This window comes from Streptacidiphilus sp. BW17, from assembly GCF_041262485.1.
Classification (GTDB): domain Bacteria; phylum Actinomycetota; class Actinomycetes; order Streptomycetales; family Streptomycetaceae; genus Streptacidiphilus.
On sequence record NZ_JBGCCR010000033.1, the window covers coordinates 37792 to 57440 of the forward strand.

The following is a 19649-nucleotide window of genomic DNA, read 5'->3' on the forward strand; positions in this document are numbered from 1 at the left end:
GACCGACCGTTCGGTAGTCTGGTGGTAGTACCTGATCCCGGAGGGGCATGCAGACATGAGCAGCACCCACGTGGCACCGGCGACCGGCGGCGAGGGCGCCACCGAGCCGGCCGACCTCGCCGAGCTCTCCGCGCACTTCGACGCGACCATCGCGCACGACCACCGCATCGAACCGCGCGACTGGATGCCGGACGGCTACCGCGCGACGCTGGTGCGGCAGATCGCCCAGCACGCCCACTCCGAGATCATCGGCATGCAGCCGGAGGGGGAGTGGATCACCAAGGCCCCCTCGCTGCGGCGCAAGGCGATCCTCTTCGCCAAGGTCCAGGACGAGGCCGGACACGGGCTCTACCTCTACTCCGCCGCCGAGACGCTCGGCATCGACCGCGCCGAGCTGACCGAGCGGCTGCTCAACGGGCGGCAGAAGTACTCCTCGATCTTCAACTACCCGACGCTGAGCTTCGCCGACGTCGGCGTGATCGGCTGGTTCGTCGACGGCGCGGCCATCTGCAACCAGGTGCCGCTCTGCCGCTCCAGCTACGGTCCCTACGCCCGCTCGATGGTCCGGATCTGCAAGGAGGAGTCCTTCCACCAGCGCCAGGGCTACGAGTTGCTGCTGACCATGATGTCCGGCAGTGCCGCCCAGCGCGCCCAGGTGCAGGACGCCGTGGACCGCTGGTGGTGGCCCTCGCTGATGATGTTCGGCCCGCCGGACACCGACTCGCCCAACAGCGCCCAGTCCATGGCCTGGCGGATCAAGCGCCACAGCAACGACGAACTGCGGGAGCGCTTCGTCGACATGACGGTGCCTCAGGCGGAGAAGCTCGGCGTCACGCTCCCCGACCCGGAGCTGCGCTGGAACGCGGAGCGCGGCTCGCACGACTTCGGCACGCCCGACTTCGACGAGCTGATGCGGGTGATCAAGGGTGACGGCCCCTGCAACGAGCAGCGGATCACCCGGCGCCGTCAGGCCCACGAGGACGGCGCCTGGGTACGCGAGGCCGCCCTCGCCCACGCAGCCAAGCAGCAGGCCCGCGCGGCCGAAGCACGCGGTGCCGAGGCACGCGCCGCCGACACGCAGCAGAACCAGGAAGGAACGGCCGCATGAGCAGCCCCGAGTCTCCGCAGGCCCCGCAGACTCCCCAGGCCCCGCAGGGGAGTTGGCCCCTGTACGAGGTCTTCGTGCGCGGCAAGCGCGGCCTCAACCACGTCCATGTCGGCTCGCTCCACGCCGCCGACGAGCGGATGGCGCTGACCAACGCCCGCGACCTCTACACCCGCCGCAACGAGGGCGTCTCGATCTGGGTGGTCCGCTCCGAGGCCATCACCGCCTCCACCCCGGACGAGAAGGACCCGTTCTTCTCGCCCAGCGGCGACAAGGTCTACCGTCACCCGACCTTCTACGCCATCCCCGACGACGTCCCGCACATCTGATCCCCCACATCCGGTCCGACACAACTGGTCCACCCGCACCCACGTAGGAGCCCTCGCGTGACCGACGACCACGTCTACCTCTCGCTCGCCGAGGAGCACGGGGACGACACCCGCTGGGCCTTCGGCACCGGGTTCGAGGACCCGCTGCACGGCGTCGACACCACGCTGCCCGCCGGCGTGGACGCCGACGAGCTGGCCGCGCTCTGCCTGGCCCTCGCCGACGACGCGCTGGTGGCCGCGCAGCGACTGGCGGAGTGGGTCACCCTGGCACCGGAGTTGGAGGAGGAGGTCGCGCTCGCCAACATCGGCCTGGACCTGCTCGGCCAGGCCCGGCTGCTCTACGCCCGCGCCGGACAGGCCGAGGGGAAGGGCCGCGACGAGGACGCGCTCGCCTACCTGCGCGACCCTGGCGAGTTCCGCAACGTGCTGCTGGCCGAGGTCCCGAACGGCGACTTCGCGCACTGCGTGGTCAAGCTGCTGCTGCTCTCCAGCTGGCGGCTGGCCCAGCTGCAGCAGCTCATCGGCCACGCGGACCCGGTGCTCGCCGCCGTCGCCCACAAGGGTGTCAGCGAGCTGACGTACCACCGCGACCACGCCGCCCAGTGGGTGGTCCGGCTCGGCGACGGCACCGACGAGTCCGCGCGCCGTACCGGCGCCGCGCTGGCCGAACTCTGGCCCTACCGCGCCGAGCTCCATGCCGCCGCGCCGGAGACGCGCAACGAGGTCGAGGCGGTGCTGGCGGAGGTCCTCGCAGCCGCGCGGCTCGACGCGCCGGGTGAGGACGCCACGGTCCCGGCGGTGTCCGGCCGTTCCGGTGAGCACACCGAGCACCTCACCGAACTCCTCGCCGAACTCCAGGGCGTGGCGCGGTCCGACCCGGAGGCGATCTGGTGAACACAGTGACACCTCTGACGCCCGCGACGCCCCCGACACCTCTGTCGCCCCCGGCGCGGGCAACCCCCGACGCCGCCCGCGCCGCCGCCGAGGCGGTGCGCGACCCCGAGCTGCCCATGCTCACTCTCGCCGACCTCGGCGTGCTGCGTGACGTCCGGCTTGAGGACGACGGTTCGGTGACCGCCGTGCTCACCCCCACCTACAGCGGCTGCCCGGCGCTCGCCGAGATGCGGGCCGACCTGGACGCGGCACTGCGCTCGGTCGGCTTCGCAACCGTCCACGTGCGCACGGAACTCAGCCCGCCGTGGAGCACCGACGACATCACCGCCGAGGGCCGACGCAAGCTCGCCGAGGCGGGCATCGCCCCGCCCGGCCGCGCGCCGCGCCGGAGCACCGGCCCGATCCCGGTGACGCTCACCGTCCGTCCTGACTCCGCCGTCCGCTGCCCGCAGTGCGGGTCGCCGGACACCGAGGAGACCAGTCGTTTCGGCGCCACCGCCTGCAAGGCGCTGCGCCGCTGCCGCGCCTGCCGCGAGCCCTTCGAGCAGGTCAAGGAGATCTAGTGCGCACCAGTTTCCACCCGCTGCGGGTCGCCGCCGTCGAGCCGCTCTGCGAGGACGCCGCGGCCGTCACCTTCGACGTCCCGGACGACCTGGCCGAGCGGTTCGCCTTCCGCGCCGGGCAGTCGCTGACGCTGCGTCGGGTCGTCGACGGGCACGACGAGCGCCGCTCGTACTCGCTGTGCGCGCCGGAGGGCGGTCCGCTGCGGATCGGCGTCCGCGAGGTGCCCGGCGGCCTCTTCTCCTCCTGGCTGGTGCGCGACCTGCGGCCGGGCGACGTGGTCGAGGCGCTGCCGCCGCTCGGCAGCTTCGTGCCGGACCTCACCGTGCCCGCGCACCACGCGCTGATCGGCGCGGGCTCCGGCATCACGCCGCTGCTGGCCATCGCGGCCTCGGCGCTGGCCGACCCCAAGGCCCGGGTCACCCTGCTCTACGGCAACCGCCGCAGCGACTCGGTGATGTTCGCGGACGAGCTGGCTGACCTCAAGGACCGCTACCCGGAGCGGTTCCATCTGGTCCATGTGCTGTCACGGGAGCCACGGGAGAGCGAGCTGCTCAGCTGCCGCCTGGACGCCGAGCATCTGGACGCGGTGCTCCGCGCGCTGGTGGACGTCCCCGACGTCGACCACTGGTGGCTCTGCGGCCCACTCGGCATGACCGAGGACGCCCGCGCGGTCCTGTCCGGCCGTGGTGTTGCCGCCGAACGAATCCACCGCGAGCTCTTCTACGCCGAGGACGAGGAGCCGCCGCCCGCAGTCAGCCACGAGGACCGTGGACCTGACGGCCCCTCGGCCGAGCTGGAGCTGACGCTCGACGGCCGGGTCTCCACCCTGCGGATGCCTGTGGGCGAGACCGTGCTCGACGCCGCCCAGCGGGCCCGGCCGGACCTGCCGTTCGCCTGCAAGGGCGGCGTCTGCGGCACCTGCCGCGCGCTCGTCGTCTCCGGTGAGGTGCGGATGCGCCGCAACTTCGCTCTGGAGGACGCCGAGCTGACGGCGGGTTATGTGTTGACCTGCCAGGCCGAGCCGGTCAGCGAGCGGGTCGTGCTGGACTACGACTCGTAGCCGTAGCCGTAGCCGTAGCCGTAGCCGTAGCCGTAGCCGTAGCCGTAGCCGTAGCCGTAGCCGTAGCCGTAGCCGTAGCCGGGACGGTCGGTGTTCCCTCTCAGCCGCTCTTGCGGCGGAACGAACGCTGGCCGCCCGACTTGCCGTGGGTGCCGTGGATCTTCGACGGGTCCTGACCGCGTCCGGAGCCCTGCTCCGCCTGGGGGTCGCGACGGCGGGCCAGGGCCTCGCGGAACTTCCGCTTGACGTCGTCCTCGGAGTCGGCTGGGCCGGAATGTTCGTCGTCCGCCATGGGATGCCTCCAGGTGCGCGTGCGGTGAAAGTGCTGTGGTGTCTGTGCACGCTCAGTCTTTCACGCGGCGACCACCGGATGTGACCGGTTTATGAGCGGTTCACCCGGTCCACGCGACCGCGCCCGCAACCCGCGCGTATCACGGATCGGGACGGGCCTCGGATGTAGGGTGAGCCCGCAGCACGCGGGCCCCTCGCTGCAGGTTTCCGGGCCCGCCCGGTTCTCCGAGGGAAACGGCCCTGATGGATCTCGCGTACATCCCCAGCCCGTCGCAGGGCGTCTGGCACCTCGGCCCCGTGCCGATCCGCGCGTACGCGCTGTGCATCCTGGCCGGGATCGCGGCCGCGATCTGGCTGACCCGCAAGCGCTGGATCAAGCTCGGCGGCAACCCCGAGGACATCTTCGACGTCGCGCTGTGGGCCGTACCGTTCGGCATCCTCGGCGGTCGGCTCTACCACGTGATCACCGACCCCGAGCTCTACTTCAAGGCGGGCGAGCAGCCGATCCGCGCCCTCTACATCTGGGACGGCGGGCTCGGCATCTGGGGCGCGGTCGCGCTCGGCGCGGTCGGGGCCTGGATCGGCTGCCGCCGCAAGGGCATTCCCCTCTCCGGCTTCGCTGACGCGCTCGCGCCCGGCCTGATCCTGGCGCAGGCGATCGGACGCTGGGGCAACTGGTTCAACCAGGAGCTCTACGGTGACCCGACCAAGCTGCCCTGGGGCCTGGAGATCAACAAGGTCAACCCCGACGGCAGCGTGGTCCACGGTGTCTTCCAGCCGACCTTCCTCTACGAGTCGCTCTGGGACCTGGCCATCGTCTTCGTGCTGCTCTACGCGGACCGGCGCTGGAGCCTCCAGGGAGGCCGCCTCTTCGCGCTCTACGTCGCCTGCTACACGGCGGGTCGCGGCTGGATCGAGGCGCTCCGCAGCGACCACGCCAACCGGATCCTCGGCCTGCGCGTCAACGACTGGACCTCGCTGCTGCTCTTCCTGGCGGCCGTCGGCTTCCTGGTCGCGACCCGCAACCGTTCCGTGCCGGAGAACCCGATCGGCGCCTCCCGCCTGCCGGTCGAGCCGGTCGGTCCGGTCGAGCCGCTGGACGAAGCAGTGGACGAAGCCGGTGCGCCCGAGGACGCCCTGACGACGCCCGAACCCGCCGGAGCGACGCGCGTGTCCGGCGACGCGGGCGACCCCAAGCAGCCGGCCTGAGCCCGTCCGAGTCCGGGTCTGAATCCTGCTGATCTTCCCGCCCTGTCCACCGGGCCGTCGGGCCGCCTGCGTGGGTAGCATGCGCACAGGACCGACACAGCGATCGGGACTGCGGACTGCGCTGGGTGGTTCCGGGGTTCCGCGAGGGGGCTTGGAACGTGAGTACGAGCACGGTGCTGTCGGTGGTGTTCGCGGTGTGTGCCGCCGTGAGCAACGCCCTGGGTACCGTGCTGCAACGTCGCGCCGCGCTTGTCGTGCCCGCCTCCAAGGGCTTCCGGCTCGGGCTGATGTGGGACCTGCTGCGCACTCCCGTGTGGCTCTTCGGCATCCTCGGCGTGATCTTCGCCGCGATCTTCCAGGGCGTGGCCCTGGCGACCGGACCGCTCGCCGTGGTCCAGCCGATCTTCGTCCTCGAACTGCCCGCCGCGCTGCTGATCGCCAGCCTGGTCTTCCACCGGAGGATGCCCACGCTCGGCTGGATCTGGGTGGCCTGCATGGTCGTCGGCCTCGGCACCGCGCTGGCCGCGGCCGCGCCCAGCGGCGGCAGCCCACAGGCGGGCGTCGGGCTCTGGGTCTTCGCGCTCGCGTCCTGCGGCGGCATGATGATCATGCTCTGCGTGATCGCGCTGCGTCACTCCTTCGGTGGTGTCCGGGCGGTCTGCCTGGGCCTGGCCGCCGCGATCGGCTACGCGCTCACCGCCGCGCTGATGAAGTCCGCCACCGACACCCTGGACCACCAGGGCGTCGCGGCGTTCTTCAGCGCCTGGCAGACCTACGGCTTCGCGGCCGTCGGCGTCTGCTCTCTCTTCGTCCTGGAGAACGCGATGCAGGCCGGCCCGCTGGTCGCCTCGCAGCCCGCGCTGACCCTCGGTGACGCGCTGATCAGCCTCTCGCTCGGCGTCACGCTCTACGACGAGTCGGTCAACACCGGCTGGTGGCTGATCCCCGCCATCTTCGGCGTCGGCCTGGTGGCACTCGGGGCGATCGGGCTCTCCCGTCTGCAGATGATGCCGGAGGGGGAACGCCCCGGCGCGAAGCCGACCGGGCCGTTGACCGATCCCGTGGCCGATCCGGGGCCGAAACCCGACCCCGACCCCGACGCCGATCCGGAGCCCGATCGCGCGCCCGACCCGGAGCCCGATCGCGCGCCTGCGGGCGGTGGCGACGTACATCCCCGGGAGTAGCTGACGCGTCCGGGAACGCATCCGCCGGCCGAGGCGGCGGCGTGGCCACGGCGAGCAGGATCGGGGGCATGGAGACAGCCATCGCCCTGGACCGGGCGACCAAGCGCTTCGGCGAGCGGACCGCCGTCGACGCCCTCACCCTGGAGATTCCGCGCGGCGCGACCGTCGCGCTGCTCGGCGCGAACGGGGCAGGCAAGAGCACCACCGTCGGCCTGCTGATGGGCCTGCACACGCCCGACGCCGGACGGGTGACCGTCGCCGGACTCGCGCCCCGCACCGCCGTGGTCCAGGGCCGGATTGCCGCCATGCTCCAGGACTGCGGCCTGATGCCGGGCGTCACCGCCGCCGAGGTGGTCGGCCTGTGCCGCCGGATGTACCCCGCGCCGCTGCGCGTCGAGGAGGCGCTGGAGCTGGCCGGACTGCGCGAGCTGGCGCACCGTCGGGTCGACCGGATGTCCGGCGGCCAGGCGCAGCGGCTCAAGTTCGCGCTGGTGGCTGTCGCCGGTGCGGACACCATGCTGCTGGACGAGCCCACCCGCGCCCTCGACGTCCAGGGCCGCCGCGAGTTCTGGGCCGCGATGCGCAACTGCGCCGCGTCGGGCCGGACCATCCTCTTCGCCACCCACTACCTGGACGAGGTCGAGGAGAACGCCGACCGCGTGGTGGTCGTGGCCCGCGGCCGGATCGTCGCCGACGGCACGCCCGCGCAGATCCGGGAGGCGGGCGGAAAGTCGGTCGTCCGGTTCCGGCTCCCGGCCCCGAGTATGTCTCAACTGCCTGAGCTGCCCGGCCGGTTGACCGTCGAGCACGGCTGGGCCACGGTCCGCACCGCCGACCCGGACACCGTGGTGCGGCTGCTGGCCCGCAGCGACGCCGCGTGGAGCGACCTGCGCGTCGCCCCGCCCAGCCTGGACGACTCGTTCCTGGCACTCACCGGACCGACAAGCCCAGCCCCGTTCGAGGAGGCACGAGTCTGATGACGCTGCACCTGTTCCGGCTCGAATGCCTGCGGATGCTCCGCGACCCGCGCTACCTCGCGCTGGCCGTCGTCGCGCCGATCGGCTTCTACCTGCTCTTCGCCTCTCTCTTCGGCGGCAAGCCCACCCAGCCCGGCGAACTACCGGGCACCGTCGAGATCATGGTGGCCATGGCCGCTTACGGCGCGATCTGGGGCGCCCTGTCGTCGACCGGCCCGCGGATCGCGCACGAGCGCAGCAGCGGCTGGTTGGAGCAGTTGCGCGCCATGCCGGTCACCGGACGCCAGTTGCTCACCGCGAAGATCGCCGCCGGACTGGCCGTGGCGCTGCCCGCGCTGGTGCTGGTCTGCGTCACCGCCGTCGCTGTCAAGGGCGTGCGGCTGGACGCGTGGCAGTGGTGCGTGCTGATCCCGGCGATGTGGCTGGGCAGCCTGCCGTTCGCGCTGATGGGCGTGGCGCTCGGTTTCGCGGTCGGACCGGAGGCGGCGTTCCCGCTCAGCTACGCCCTCTACATGGCCGGTTCCGCGCTCGGCGGCCTCTGGGTCCCGCCCGCGCAGCTCTCCGCCGGACTGCGCAGCGTCGCCCACGCGCTGCCCACCAACCGCCTCGCCGACGTGGGATGGCAGATCGTCGGCGGCCACGCCCCGACCGTCGCCGACGTCGCCGTCCTCGCTGCCTGGTCGGTCGGCTTCGCCGGGCTGGCCGTCCTCGCCTACCGGCCAGGGAAGGCCGGTCGCCGCGCCCGGGCTGACGAGGCCTCGCCCGTCGCGGCCGGATGAACGCCTACGCTGCCACCGTGGTGCAGCCCCGGAACCGAGCCGTCCCGGCCCTCGACCTGGCAGTCGTCGGCTCGGTGACCGTCTTCGCCTGCTTCGGTGTCTGGGCCGAGCAGCACTACGGCCCGCACCCGCAACCGTGGCCGCCCGGCGCCTACTTGCTGACCGTGGCGGCGGCGCTGCCGCTGCTGCTGCGCCGCACCCGCCCGGTCCTGGCGTCCGCCCTCTGCCTGGCCTGCATCGCCGCGTACCACTTCGCGGGCTATCCGGGCCTGGCCCCCGCCGTGTTGGTCTTCCTGGTCTGCGCCGGGCTGCCGATGTACGCCGCCCGCAACGGGCTCGCCCTCGGCCTGCTCGCGGCGCTGCTGGTCTGGCTGATCCCGACGCTGCCGCCGAACCGGGTGCCCTGGTACGGCCTGGACGTCTCCATGCCCGCGGTCGCCTATGCGGCGAGTGCCGTCGTCGGCCACTTCGCCCGGCGACGGCAGTTGGAGCACGAGGCGATGGTGCGTCAGGAGGCCGCCGCCGCAGAGGAACGGACCGGTCGCCGCCTCGCCGAGGAGCGCCTGCGCATCGCCCGTGAGCTGCACGATGTCCTCGCCCACACCATCTCCGTGGTCGCCGTCCAGAGCAGCGTCGCCCTCGACGCCCTGGACGCGGACGAGTCCCCGGCCGCTCGCGAGGCGATGCTCCAGGTCCGCGGTGCGGCCCGGCAGGCGATGCCGGAGCTGCGCGCCGCGCTGGACATGTTGCGCGGAGAGTCCGGTGAGACCGGCGAGTCCGGCGCGCTCCCCGACGCCCGCCCGCAGCCGGGTCTCGCCGACCTGCCGGACCTGGCCCGGCAGTTGCGCGAGAGCGGACTGGAGGTCGCATTGGACACCGGCGGCGCGAGCTCTGCCGCGGACCTGCCGCCGCTGGTGCAGCTGACGGCTTATCGGATCGTCCAGGAGGCGCTGACCAACACCCTCCGCCACGCCCACGCCAGCCGCGCCTCTGTCGTCCACGCCACGGTCGTCCTGCGCCGCCAGGACGGTCGGCTGCTCGTCGAGGTTGCTGACGACGGCGAGGGGTTCGTCGAGGCAACACCGGCCTCCGGCTTCGGCCTGCTGGGCATGCGCGAGCGCGCCGAGGCGCTCGGCGGCCGGGTCGAGACGGGACCGCGCCCGGACCGGTCCGGGTTTCTGGTCCGCGCCGAACTACCGTGGGAGACGGGGTAATCCATGCAGGCAGAGGGTTCTGACCGGGGTCCTGTCCCGGGTCCGGTCCGGGTGCTGATCGCGGACGACCAGGCCCTGGTCCGGGCGGGCTTCCACGCGCTGCTCGCCCGCGCCGAGGACATCGAGGTGGTCGGTGAGGCAGCCGACGGCCTCGACGCCGTGGCACAGACGGCCCGGCTGCGCCCGGACGTGGTGCTGATGGACGTGCGGATGCCGCGCCTGGACGGCATCGCCGCCACCGCGCGGATCGTCGCCGACCCCGGGCTGGCCGACACGAAGGTGGTCGTGGTGACCACCTTCGAGCTCGACGAGTACATCCACCGCGCGCTGCGCGCCGGGGCCAGCGGCTTCCTGCTCAAGGACCTCGACGGCGACGAGCTGCGCCGCGCGGTCCGGGTGGTCGCGGCGGGCGAGGCGCTGCTTGCGCCCAGCGTCACCCGTCGTCTGATCGGCGCGTTCACCCGACGGGGCGGCGGCGCGCTGCCACCCGAACTGGCCCAGGGTTCGGCCGTGCTGACGGACCGTGAGCGCGAGGTCGTCGCCCTGGTCGGCCGTGGACTGAGCAACGAGGAGATCGCCGCCGAACTGGTCATCTCCCCGGCCACCGCCAAGACCCATGTCTCCCACGCGATGACCAAGCTCGCCGCCCGCGACCGGGCCCAGCTCGTCGTCTTCGCCTACGAGACGGGCCTGGTCTGAGCGCCACGGAAATGGGGAGGTGTCCGTGGCGGGCGCGGCACTAGGGTTCCGGGGACCTGTGTCCCCGGAACCCTTCAGGACTCGAGGAGCCGTATGCACGACCGCACCGCCCAGGCCAACTCCTTCGGCGCGGCTGCCGCCGCCTACGAGCGCGGCCGTCCCGACTACCCTGCCGCTGCCCTGGACTGGCTGCTGCAGGCCAGGACGGGAGCCGCTCCGCGTGACGTCGTCGACCTCGGAGCCGGGACCGGCAAGCTGACCCGGTCGCTGTGCGCCCGCGGTCTCGCCGTCACCGCCGTCGAGCCGTCCGAGGGTATGCGCGAGCAACTGGCGTCGGCCGTGCCCGAGGCCACGGTGCTGGCGGGTGCGGGGGAGTCGATGCCGCTCCCGGACGACGCCGCCGATGTCGTGCTCGCCGCACAGTCGTGGCACTGGGTGGACACTGTCCTCGCCGTCCCCGAGGTGGCGCGGGTGCTGCGGCCGGGCGGAACGCTCGGTCTGGTCTGGAACGTCAGGGACGAGCGTGCGGACTGGGTCGCCGCCCTCGGCCGCCTGCTCCACCCGGAGGGCACGCCCGTCACCGGCGGTGTCGGCGTGGAGGGCCTGGCCGATCACCCCGACCTGTTCGAGCCGGTCGAGCGGTTCGACGTCCCCTGGACCCACACCCTGACCGGCGACCAGCTCGTCGACCTGGTCGCCTCGCGCAGCTACGTGATCACCCTGCCCGACGCCGACCGCGAGACGCTGCTCGCCGAGGTGCGCGCCCTGACGCGCCGTCACCCCGCCCTGGCGGGCCGGACGCGGGTGCAGCTCCCGTACGTGACGGAGTGCTACCGGGCCCGCGCGAGGACCTGACCGGCGAAGGAGCTCTCCCGGGGGTGTTCGTGGAGGTAGCGGTCGATCGCGACCGCCGCCTCGCGGCCCGCCCGGTTGGCGCCGATCGTCGACGCGGACGGCCCGTAGCCGACGAGGTGCACCCGGGGATCGGCGGCGGCCTGCGTCCCCGCCATCCGGATGCCGCCGCCCGGCTCGCGCAGCCCCAACGGCGTCAGATGCCCGACGGCGGCGCGAAAGCCCGTGGCCCAGACGATCGCGTCCACCGGCTCCTCGTGCCCGTCCGACCCGGAGGGCCTGTCCGACCCGGCGTCCGCCCAGACCACGCCGTGCTCGGTGATCCGGTCGAACATGGGGAGCCGGTTCAGCGCGCCCAGCTCGCGTGCCCGCAGCAGTGCGGGGGAGGGCGGCAGGCCCGTCACCGAGACCACGCTGGTCGGCGGCAGTCCGGCGCGCACCCGCTGCTCCACCATGGACACGGCCGCCCGTCCCAGCTCGGGCGCGAACCGCTCCTCGCGGAAGACCGGCGGCCTGCGGGTCACCCAGAGCGTCTCGGCCACGGCCGCGGTCTCCGCCAGGATCTGGATCGCCGACGCGCCGCCGCCCACCACGACGACCCGCTTGCCTGCGAACTCCTCCGGCCCCCCGTAGGCGGAGCTGTGCAGCATCCGGCCCCGGAACCGCTCGGCGCCCGGGTAGCGCGGTACGAACGGCCGCGTCCACGTCCCGGTCGCGTTGACGAGCGTCCGAGTGAGCCAGCCGCGCGTGCCGCCCTCGGTGCCGCCCTCGGTGGCGCTCTCGGTGGCGATCAGCAGGCGTCCCGAGCCGTCGTCCGCCTCGCCGACTGACGAGACCCGGACCGGGCGCAGCACCGGAACCTCGTTGTCCCGCTCGTACGCCGCGAAGTAGCCCGGCAGCACGTCGCGCGCGGCCTGCTCCGGCGTGAAGTCGGGCAGCGGCGCGTACGGCAGCTGGTGGAAGCCGTGCACCATCGCCATGGTGAGCGTCGGCGGCCGGTGCTGCCACGCGCCGCCCGGCCCGGCGTCCGCGTCCAGCACCACGAAGTCCCGGTACGGGACGAGCCCGCGCCGACGCAGGTGGTAGGCGGTCGACAGGCCCGCCTGTCCCGCGCCGATCACAACCGCTTCGACCGTTTCAAGTTCAACACTCACGCCCATGAAACATCTGGCGGGGCGCGAGGCTTCCCGCGTGGCAGTCGGCGTCGCTGACCTGCGGACACTCTCCAGCATGAGAGCGTGGCAAACGGACTGAACAATCCGAAAGCGGGAGGAAACGGAATGAGCCAGACCAGCGTCGAGCCGGTGCCGGACTACATCGTCGTCGGGGTCGACGGCTCGGCCCACTCCGGCGAGGCGCTGCGCGTGGCGATCCGGCAGGCGGAGCTGACCGGCAGCCTCGTCCACGCCGTGCTCGCCTGGGAGTGGCCGAGCATCTTCTCGGTGCCCGAGCCGCCTCCCGGCCAGGCGGGGCTCACCTTCGAGGAGCAGGCGGTGCACCGTCTGGCCGAGGGCGTCGAAGAGGTGGCCGGCCCCGGCCCGCATCCGATCATCCGGCAACGGGTGATGCAGGGCTCGCCGACCCAGGTGCTGCTCGACGCGGCCGAGGGCGCCGCGCTGCTCGTCGTCGGCAGCCGTGGCTTCGGCGGCTTCAAGGGCATCATGCTGGGCTCGGTCAGTCAGCACCTGGCCCAGTACGCGCGCTGCTCGGTGCTCATCGTCCGGGAGCGGGACGGCGCGCGCTGACGGACTGTCAGGCCTGTCCGGTCTCGAAACGCTTGACCTTGCCGTCGACGACCTCGAACCGCCAGACGGTGTTCATCTCGCCCCAGGTGTCGTTGCGGAAGCGGGCCACCAGCCTGCGCCCGCCGTCCGACTCCTTCTGCACGTCCATCCGCCCGCCTGAGGAGAAGATCTCCCGGTCGATCCAGTCGTGCAGGTCGCGGTCCGAACCGTCGTCCGCCATCGTCGCGTCGGCGGTCAGCAGCTCGACGAAGGCGTCGCGGTCGTGCCCGTTGACGGCGGCCACGAGTCGGCGGACGACGGGGTCGGAGAGCTTGTCGGTGGCGATGGTCATGTCGGCCTCTCTGCTGGTTCGCGGTTCGGTACGCGGGTGGTTCCAGCGAACACCCGCGCCCGAGCAGGCGCGCGCAGAGACCCGCCGTTCAGGCGGTGCGCTGGGTGACCCGCCACAGGCGGCGCGGCAGCTCGCCCTCCTCGAACGCGTCAACCTCGACCGAGTCCCACCCCTGGGCCAGCTCGTCCAGCAACTGCTCGGAGAAGAAGTGCACGGCGAACCCGCCGTGCTCCCAGATGTCGTCGCCGCGCCCCGTCCCCGCGCCGAAGTGCGCGTCGCCGACGTGCCGGAGGTCTGCTCCCGTGTGCGGTTCCGGCTGCGCTGCCGGCGCTGTCAGCGCTGGGACGATCCTCGCACGGCGTCGTCGTCGGCCCCGGACACGCCTGCGTCGCCGACCTGGGAGGCGACCTGCACGTCGCCGACCTGGCGGAGTGCCTCCGCGACGATGTCGTTCAGCCCGTCCTGGTGCGCGCCGCGCCAGTACGCGCGCCCGCACGCGGTGCACCGGGCGAAGGTGTCGTAGCTGCGCTCGGTCCCCTCCCGCAGCTGTGGCCGGACCTCCTCCAGCGTCGCCGGGCGGAGCTCGCCGTTGCAGGCCGTGCAGCGGGTCCACGGCGCTAGCGGCGGCCGGAACCGCTCCAGCACGTCGGTCAGTTGCTCCTCCGGCCGGTGGCTGTACACGTACGCGCCTGCCCACAGCTCGCGCCGGTGCAGCAACCCCCGGTCCCGGGACAGCATCACCCGCTGCTCCCGCGCGGACTGCGCGGCCAGCGCGGCGTCCCCGATGTCGAGCCGTTCGTACGCCGCGTCCACGCCCAGCAGCCGCAACCGGCGCGCCAGCGTCCCCAGATGCACGTCGAGCAGGAAGCGCGCCGGTCCCGGCAGCGTCTGCGGGCGCATCACGGCGTCGACCTGGATCCGGTCCCCGGCGACGGGCACGTACGCGGTCGTGGTCTCCCGCCCGTCCAGCAGCAGCCGCCCCACCTCGGTCAGCGGCACGCCGAGCGACTCGACCACATGCCCGAGCGTGGACGAGCCGTCGGTGCGCACCTGCGCCCCGTCGGCCGCGCGCCGCGGGGCGGAGACGAAGAGGTGCAGCTCGGGCGCGAAAGTGATGACGATCTCCGGTCCGTCCACGCGGCCAGCATCGCACCGCGACGACGGGCGCGGCCAGCGCTTTTGTCAGCTGCGCTGGTCGTCCGCCTGCTTGTCGGCCTTCTCCTGCATCTCAAACCAGATGAACTTGCCCTCGCCGCGCGGGCGCACACCCCAGCCTTCCGCCAGCAGGTCCAGCAGCACCAGGCCGCGTCCCGAGGAGGCCATCTCGCCCGGGGAGCGCCGGTGCGGCAGTTCGTCGCTGCCGTCCGACACCTCGACGCGCAACAGCCGCTCACCCGCGGGTCCGGTCAACTCGGCTGTCAGCGCCGCTTCCTGATCGGTGTGCAGCAGCACGTTGGCGAGCAGCTCCGAGACCAGCAGCACGGCCGCGTCCACGCCGTCCGGCTCGTGCCAGTCGCGGAGGATGCCGCGCAGCTCCCGGCGCGCGCCCGCGAGCCGCTCGGGCTGGCCCTGGGCGACGGTCAGCATCAGCCGGCGGCCGGTCGGCTTCGGCGCGCCGACGCGTTCGTCGCGGCGGAGCAGCAGCAGCGCGATGTCGTCCTCGCGCCGGTCGGCGAGCCGGCCCGCGCCGCGGTGCGAGGCGGGCCCGTGGACCGCCTGTATCAGCGCGTCGGCGATCGCCTCCAGGTCCTCCACCGGACCCGGCTCCACCACGTCCCTGACCCGGATCCACCCGGTGTACCAGTCGTGTCCGCCGGTCTCGATGAGGCCGTCGGTGCAGGCCATGAACACCTCGCCGACCTGCAGCTCCAGCTCGGTGACCGGATAGCTCTCGTCGTCCGGCATCAGCCCGAGCGGCAGCCCGCCGTCGACGTGCCGGATCATCGCGCTGCCGTCGGGCATGCGCAGCACCGGGTGCGGGTGCCCCGCGCGGGCGATGGCCAGCTTGCCGGTCGCCGGATCGGCCTCGATGTAGATGCAGGTGGCGAACCGGTCTTCGTCCAGGCTGGCCAGGAACCGCGACGCGCGCGACAGCACCGCGTCCGGCCGGTGCCCCTCGACCGCGTACGCGTGCACCGCCGTGCGCAGCCGCGACATCACCCCGGCGGCGTGCACGTCGTGCCCCTGCACGTCACCCACGACCAGCGCGACCCGCCCGCCCGGCAGGTCGATCACGTCGTACCAGTCGCCGCCGACCAGCAGCCCGCCGCCGGTGGGCACGTAACGCGCGGCGACCGTCAGTCCGTCGAGCTGGCGCGCCGAGTCGCCCATCGAGCGCCGCAGCCCACGGGAGAGCGCGCGCTCCGCCTCGTTGGTGTGCGCCCGTTCCAGCGCCTGCGACAGCATCCGCGCCACCGTCGACAGCACGGCCCGCTCGTCCGGCGTGAACGCGACGGGCGTGGCGAACGCCGCCAGCCACGCGCCGGTCGTCCGACCCGCCGTCACCAGCGGCAGGAACGCCCACGACCTGCGGTGGAACCCCTGCGCCAGTGGCCAGGTCGCCGGGAACCGGCGCTGGTACTCCTCCGGCGAGGAGAGGTAGATCGGCCGCCCGGTCCGCACCACCTGCGCCGCCGGGTACTCGGTGTCCAGCGGCATCTGGAACGGCGAGGCCTGTTCGGAGGTGTGTCCGTGTTGTCCCACCACGGTCAGCAGCGTGCCGCGCACGCCGAACACCGCCTGCCCGTCCGGGGAGAAGCCCGGCATCGCGAGTGTTGCGGCGACCCGGAGCACCTCGCTGGTCGTGCTCGCCTCGGCGAGCGCGCGGCCCGCGTCGAGCAGGAACGCCTCCCGCGAGCGCCGCAGGTCGGTCTCCGGCAGCCGCGCGCGGACGCCGGTGGCGGAGCGGGCGGAACGTTCGGGGTGGGAGGGCTGGACGAGGGCTTGCGCCGCGGACGCTGCCGGGGGCTGCGTCGATGCCCGCGACGGTGCGTCGTCCGTCCGGGGGAGCGCGTTGAGCGCCTGGATCTGGGCGCGTCCGGCCTCGTCCGTGCGGAGGGGCTCCGGCGGCTCGGGCAGCGGGGGACGCGGCTGGGCGTCGATCGCTGTCCCCTGCAGCGAGAAGCGGCTTCCCGGCGGTCCGGGGGATATCTGCACCATCACCGTGCGCAGCAGGTGCCCGTCCGGCGTCACCACACGGACCCGCGCGTCGTTGGGCCGCTGCTCCGTGAGCACCAGCCGCGAGGTCGCACTCAGCTGGGCCATGTCCTCGCCGTGCAGCTGCGAGCGGACGGACGCCGCCCCCAACTCCCCACCGTCGTCGGCGAGCCCGAGCAGTTCCCGGGTGCGGGCGTCTGCTTCGAGGACACCGTCGGTCGTGCTCCAACGCCAGACACCGATCCCGACGGCGTCGAGCACCGCCGAGGCCTGAAGCGCGACCGATCCCCCGACGGAATCGCTGACCATCGACTGGCCCCTTCGGCTGCGGATCTGTGCGTCTATCCGATCACCTTACGACCCGGTAGCCCCGGCAGGCGCGGCGGGCGCGGCGGGAAACGTCCTGGCTCGTGGCCGCCATGCGAGTTTGCCTCAGAGGCAAGAAACTTGCCCAGGAGGTGAAGGAGGTGTCCACTGAGTGCATGGACGCAGGAGCCACGCAGAAACCGGAAGAGCCAGGAACGCCCCGTGAGCGCAAGCTCGACGAGGAACTTCCCGGCCTCGGCGCGCGGCTGCGCGAGCGCCGACTGAGCAGCGGCCTCACGCTGGAGGCGGCCGCCGCCCGGATCGGCCTCTCACCCGCGCACCTGTCGCGGCTGGAGACCGCCAAGCGTCAGCCGTCGCTCCCCGTACTGCTGGGCCTCTCCCGAGCTTACGCCGTCCCGCTGGACGTCCTGCTCGGGGAGAAGCCGACGGTCCCCGCGACCGTCGTGCGCGGCGCAACCGCCGAGCCCTCGAAGGCCGGTGGATGGACCTACCGCCCCGCCGGAGCGCCCGGCCGCGCCATGCAGGCCCTGCGCGTGCACGTCCCGCAGGGCACGCAGGAGGCGGTCGTCCGGGTTCATCCGGGAGAGGAGTGGGTCTTCGTGCTCAGCGGACGCCTGGTGCTGCACCTGGACCGCGAGGAACACCTGCTCGACCCCGGTGACTCCGCCCACTTCGACTCGATGCGCCCACACCGTCTGTCCGCCGACTCGGCGGCCGGAGTCGACCTGCTCTTCCTGCACACGCTGCTGCAGAGCCCTACTTCGGAGTTGTGCCTTGGCTGACCACACTTCCCACCCCGTCCCCGGCCCCACGTCCGTCCGCTCCACCTCGGTCCCGCTGTCCGTCGAGGACGGCAGCACCCACACGGAGCACCGGGTCAATGTCCGGGTCTTCATCTACGTCATCGGCCTGCATGTCTTCGCGGGCCTGGCCATGCTGCTCTTCTACGCGGGCCAGCACCGCTCCTGACCGTCCGTCGGCGCCGGAAGTCACGCGTTGCTACGCCTCGCCCGCCGTTGCTGCGCGAGGGTGGCGGGGCTCGTAGAGGGCGAGGTCGCCGCCGCCGGGGAGGCGGAAGGCGGTGAGCAGGCCCCAGTTCAGTTCCTGTACGGGGCGGGTGAACTCGACGCCCTTGGCGGTCAGTTCGGCGACGGTGGCTGGCAGGTCGTCGCACATCAGCATCAGCTCGTGCGAGTGGACCGCCTGAGCCGGATGGAAGGCGATCTCGCTGGGCGGGGCCTGGAAGATCAGCCAACCGTGTCCGGCGTCGACGCCGGGCAGGCCCAGGACGTCGCGGAAGAAGGCCCGGTCGGCCTCGGCGTCGCTGGTGTAGATCACCACATGGGTGCCGTTGATCATGACTCGACGCTAAGCCGACCCGGTACCCCCGGCAAGCGCGGGCGCGCGGGAGACGGTCAGGCTCACCGTCCCGCCGTGTTGCAGCGTGGACCCGGCGGCGGGGGACTGCGTGCAGACGGTCCGAGGCGCGGCGGTGCTGCCCTGGCACGTGCCGGTGCGGATGTGGCCGACGTGCAGGCCGAGGGCGGCCAGGGTGCGGCGGGCATGGGAGAGGCTGTCGTGGGCAAGGTCCGGGACGGTCAGCGGGGTGACTGGTGACGCCCCGGTGGACGCGCTGGCACCGGTACCGCCGGTACCGCCGGTTACACCGCTGCCTGCGGCAGCGGCACCGCCCCCGCCGAGCGCGAACCAGCCCCCGACCACTCCCGCGACCAGCGCCGCCGCAAGCCCCGCCCGCGCCCCGAGCCGACGCCGATTCCGGCGTGGACTCTCGGGCAACTCGGCCTCCGTGTTCGGCGGCATGGGCTCGATGACCGTCTGCTCGCGCCGGAGCGCCGCGGTAGGCAGAGACGCAGCCGTGGGCAGAGACGCCGTCGTGCCCGACGGCACGGTCAGTCGCATGGTCGCCGACCGGGCGGGCGGCGCGGAGGGCACGGACTCCACAGACTCCAACGATTCCGCGCACTGCAGGAGCTGCACGGTCTGTGTGGACGTGTCCGCCACCGGCGCGGCCTCCGTCGCCAGCACGGCCTCGACCGCTCCGCGCATGGATGCCGCGTCCGGGAAGCGGTCGGCGGGGTCGCGGGCGAGGGCGCGGCAGACCAGGGCGTCGACGTCCGCCGAGAGACCGGGCGCCACGGTGGAGGGCCGCGGCGCGTCCTCCCTGAGGCGGCGCCAGATGGTGTCGAGCGGATTGTCGGACGCCATCGGCGGGCGTCCGGTGAGCAGCTCGTACAGCATGCAGCCGACGGCGTAGAGGTCGCTGCGCGCGTCCACCGGTTCGCCCCGCGCCTGCTCGGGGGAGAGGTAGTCGGCGGTGCCGACGACCATGCCGGTGGAGGTGAGCGTCTCTGACGGACCCTCCGCTCGAGTCACGCTGCGGGCGATGCCGAAGTCCATGAGCTTGACGGTGCCGTCGTCCAGGACCATCACGTTCGCAGGCTTGACGTCGCGGTGGACCATGCCGCGTGCATGGGCGTGGGCCAGCGCGTCGAGGAGGTCGGCGGTCACCCGGAGCGCCAGGCTCGGGGACAGCGGGCCGTCGGCCTGGAGGACCTGGGCGAGAGTGCGGCCGGGCAGGTACTCCATGACCAGGTAGGGCAGGTCCATGCTGCGTCCCGCGCCCTCGCCGGAGTCGAAGACGGCGACGATGCCGGGGTGGTTGAGCGACGCGGCAGCACGGGCCTCGCGGCCGAAGCGGACCCGGTAGACCGGGTCCGCCGCCAGCTGCGGGCGCAGGATCTTCACCGCGACGGTTCGGTCCAGTCGCAGGTCGCGGGCACGGTGCACCTCGGCCATGCCGCCGCTGCCGAGAACCCCGGACAGCAGGTAGCGGTCGCCGAGCGCGGGCGCGGGGTTGTCGGCAGGGCCGGGGGTCTCCAGGATGTCCACGGCGCGATGGTGACCGTGCTTCT

23 protein-coding genes are annotated in these 19649 nt (G+C 73.0%); 15 read left to right on the forward strand and 8 right to left on the reverse strand.

Translation table 11 applies throughout. From position 1 onward, the window contains the following. Positions 1-55 precede the first annotated feature (55 nt). From paaA to paaE, 5 genes are all read left to right on the forward strand, one after another. The gene (gene paaA, locus ABH940_RS29935) at positions 56-1108 is read left to right on the forward strand and encodes a 1,2-phenylacetyl-CoA epoxidase subunit PaaA (RefSeq protein WP_370071789.1); all 1053 of its coding nucleotides are present in this window, start codon (positions 56-58) and stop codon (positions 1106-1108) included. After that, entirely contained in the window at positions 1105-1434 is a 330-nt protein-coding gene (gene paaB / locus ABH940_RS29940; RefSeq protein WP_370071790.1) for a 1,2-phenylacetyl-CoA epoxidase subunit PaaB, read from the forward strand. Before paaA ends, paaB begins: the two co-directional genes overlap by 4 nt. Before the next feature lie 57 nt (positions 1435-1491). Further along, positions 1492-2328 (forward strand): 1,2-phenylacetyl-CoA epoxidase subunit PaaC, encoded by an 837-nt coding sequence (paaC, locus tag ABH940_RS29945; RefSeq protein ID WP_370106686.1) that lies wholly within the window; start codon positions 1492-1494, stop codon positions 2326-2328. Positions 2329-2444: 116 nt separating this feature from the next. Beyond that, positions 2445-2891 (forward strand): 1,2-phenylacetyl-CoA epoxidase subunit PaaD, encoded by a 447-nt coding sequence (gene paaD / locus ABH940_RS29950; protein WP_370071842.1) that lies wholly within the window; start codon positions 2445-2447, stop codon positions 2889-2891. Next, the gene (paaE, locus tag ABH940_RS29955) at positions 2855-3952 is read left to right on the forward strand and encodes a 1,2-phenylacetyl-CoA epoxidase subunit PaaE (RefSeq protein WP_370071843.1); all 1098 of its coding nucleotides are present in this window, start codon (positions 2855-2857) and stop codon (positions 3950-3952) included. The genes paaD and paaE overlap by 37 nt, the downstream gene beginning before the upstream one ends. A 100-nt stretch (positions 3953-4052) precedes the next feature. Here paaE and ABH940_RS29960 read toward each other — a convergent pair whose 3' ends face one another. Next, the gene (locus tag ABH940_RS29960; RefSeq protein WP_370071792.1) at positions 4053-4244 is read right to left on the reverse strand and encodes a DUF5302 domain-containing protein; all 192 of its coding nucleotides are present in this window, start codon (positions 4242-4244) and stop codon (positions 4053-4055) included. Between the two features lie 242 nt (positions 4245-4486). Here ABH940_RS29960 and lgt point away from each other — a divergent pair, with 242 nt between their 5' ends. From lgt to ABH940_RS29995, 7 genes are all read left to right on the forward strand, one after another. Beyond that, the gene (gene lgt / locus ABH940_RS29965; RefSeq protein WP_370071793.1) at positions 4487-5452 is read left to right on the forward strand and encodes a prolipoprotein diacylglyceryl transferase; all 966 of its coding nucleotides are present in this window, start codon (positions 4487-4489) and stop codon (positions 5450-5452) included. A 158-nt stretch (positions 5453-5610) separates the two neighbouring features. Beyond that, positions 5611-6636 carry a DMT family transporter gene (locus ABH940_RS29970; protein ID WP_370071794.1) on the forward strand — a complete coding sequence of 342 codons (1026 nt, stop codon included), beginning with the start codon at positions 5611-5613 and terminating at the stop codon, positions 6634-6636. Positions 6637-6704: 68 nt separating this feature from the next. After that, the gene (locus tag ABH940_RS29975; protein WP_370071795.1) at positions 6705-7613 is read left to right on the forward strand and encodes an ABC transporter ATP-binding protein; all 909 of its coding nucleotides are present in this window, start codon (positions 6705-6707) and stop codon (positions 7611-7613) included. Next, the gene (locus ABH940_RS29980; RefSeq protein WP_370071796.1) at positions 7613-8392 is read left to right on the forward strand and encodes an ABC transporter permease; all 780 of its coding nucleotides are present in this window, start codon (positions 7613-7615) and stop codon (positions 8390-8392) included. Before ABH940_RS29975 ends, ABH940_RS29980 begins: the two co-directional genes overlap by 1 nt. Before the next feature lie 17 nt (positions 8393-8409). Next, positions 8410-9606 carry a sensor histidine kinase gene (locus tag ABH940_RS29985; RefSeq protein ID WP_370071797.1) on the forward strand — a complete coding sequence of 399 codons (1197 nt, stop codon included), beginning with the start codon at positions 8410-8412 and terminating at the stop codon, positions 9604-9606. Between the two features lie 3 nt (positions 9607-9609). After that, on the forward strand, positions 9610-10305 hold the full coding sequence (locus tag ABH940_RS29990) for a response regulator (protein ID WP_370071798.1): 696 nt from the start codon (positions 9610-9612) through the stop codon (positions 10303-10305). A 93-nt stretch (positions 10306-10398) separates the two neighbouring features. After that, on the forward strand, positions 10399-11160 hold the full coding sequence (locus tag ABH940_RS29995; protein WP_370106687.1) for a class I SAM-dependent methyltransferase: 762 nt from the start codon (positions 10399-10401) through the stop codon (positions 11158-11160). Here the strand turns inward: ABH940_RS29995 and ABH940_RS30000 are convergent. Further along, entirely contained in the window at positions 11136-12317 is a 1182-nt protein-coding gene (locus ABH940_RS30000; RefSeq protein WP_370106688.1) for an FAD-dependent oxidoreductase, read from the reverse strand. The genes ABH940_RS29995 and ABH940_RS30000 overlap by 25 nt on opposite strands. Positions 12318-12437: 120 nt before the next feature. Here ABH940_RS30000 and ABH940_RS30005 point away from each other — a divergent pair, with 120 nt between their 5' ends. Further along, positions 12438-12902 (forward strand): universal stress protein, encoded by a 465-nt coding sequence (locus ABH940_RS30005; RefSeq protein WP_370071801.1) that lies wholly within the window; start codon positions 12438-12440, stop codon positions 12900-12902. A 7-nt stretch (positions 12903-12909) separates the two neighbouring features. Here the strand turns inward: ABH940_RS30005 and ABH940_RS30010 are convergent, their stop codons facing one another. The 4 genes from ABH940_RS30010 to ABH940_RS30025 form a co-directional block, all read right to left on the reverse strand. After that, a complete protein-coding gene (locus tag ABH940_RS30010) occupies positions 12910-13233 on the reverse strand; it encodes a nuclear transport factor 2 family protein (protein WP_370071802.1) in 324 nt (107 codons plus the stop codon). 88 nt (positions 13234-13321) lie between these two features. Further along, complete coding sequence (locus tag ABH940_RS30015; protein ID WP_370106689.1) at positions 13322-13447, reverse strand: hypothetical protein; 126 nt, start codon at positions 13445-13447, stop codon at positions 13322-13324. A 119-nt stretch (positions 13448-13566) separates the two neighbouring features. After that, positions 13567-14370 (reverse strand): Mut7-C RNAse domain-containing protein, encoded by an 804-nt coding sequence (locus ABH940_RS30020; RefSeq protein ID WP_370071804.1) that lies wholly within the window; start codon positions 14368-14370, stop codon positions 13567-13569. 45 nt (positions 14371-14415) lie between these two features. Then, complete coding sequence (locus ABH940_RS30025; protein ID WP_370071805.1) at positions 14416-16698, reverse strand: SpoIIE family protein phosphatase; 2283 nt, start codon at positions 16696-16698, stop codon at positions 14416-14418. A 173-nt stretch (positions 16699-16871) separates the two neighbouring features. Here ABH940_RS30025 and ABH940_RS30030 point away from each other — a divergent pair, with 173 nt between their 5' ends. Then, entirely contained in the window at positions 16872-17498 is a 627-nt protein-coding gene (locus tag ABH940_RS30030) for a helix-turn-helix domain-containing protein (RefSeq protein ID WP_370071806.1), read from the forward strand. Next, positions 17491-17685: a DUF6126 family protein gene (locus ABH940_RS30035; RefSeq protein WP_370106690.1), complete on the forward strand. Its 195-nt coding sequence runs from the start codon at positions 17491-17493 to the stop codon at positions 17683-17685. Before ABH940_RS30030 ends, ABH940_RS30035 begins: the two co-directional genes overlap by 8 nt. A 30-nt stretch (positions 17686-17715) precedes the next feature. Here ABH940_RS30035 and ABH940_RS30040 read toward each other — a convergent pair whose 3' ends face one another. Further along, positions 17716-18075: a VOC family protein gene (locus ABH940_RS30040; RefSeq protein ID WP_370071808.1), complete on the reverse strand. Its 360-nt coding sequence runs from the start codon at positions 18073-18075 to the stop codon at positions 17716-17718. 9 nt (positions 18076-18084) lie between these two features. Beyond that, positions 18085-19626 (reverse strand): protein kinase, encoded by a 1542-nt coding sequence (locus tag ABH940_RS30045; protein ID WP_370106691.1) that lies wholly within the window; start codon positions 19624-19626, stop codon positions 18085-18087. Between the last annotated feature and the right edge of the window lie 23 nt (positions 19627-19649).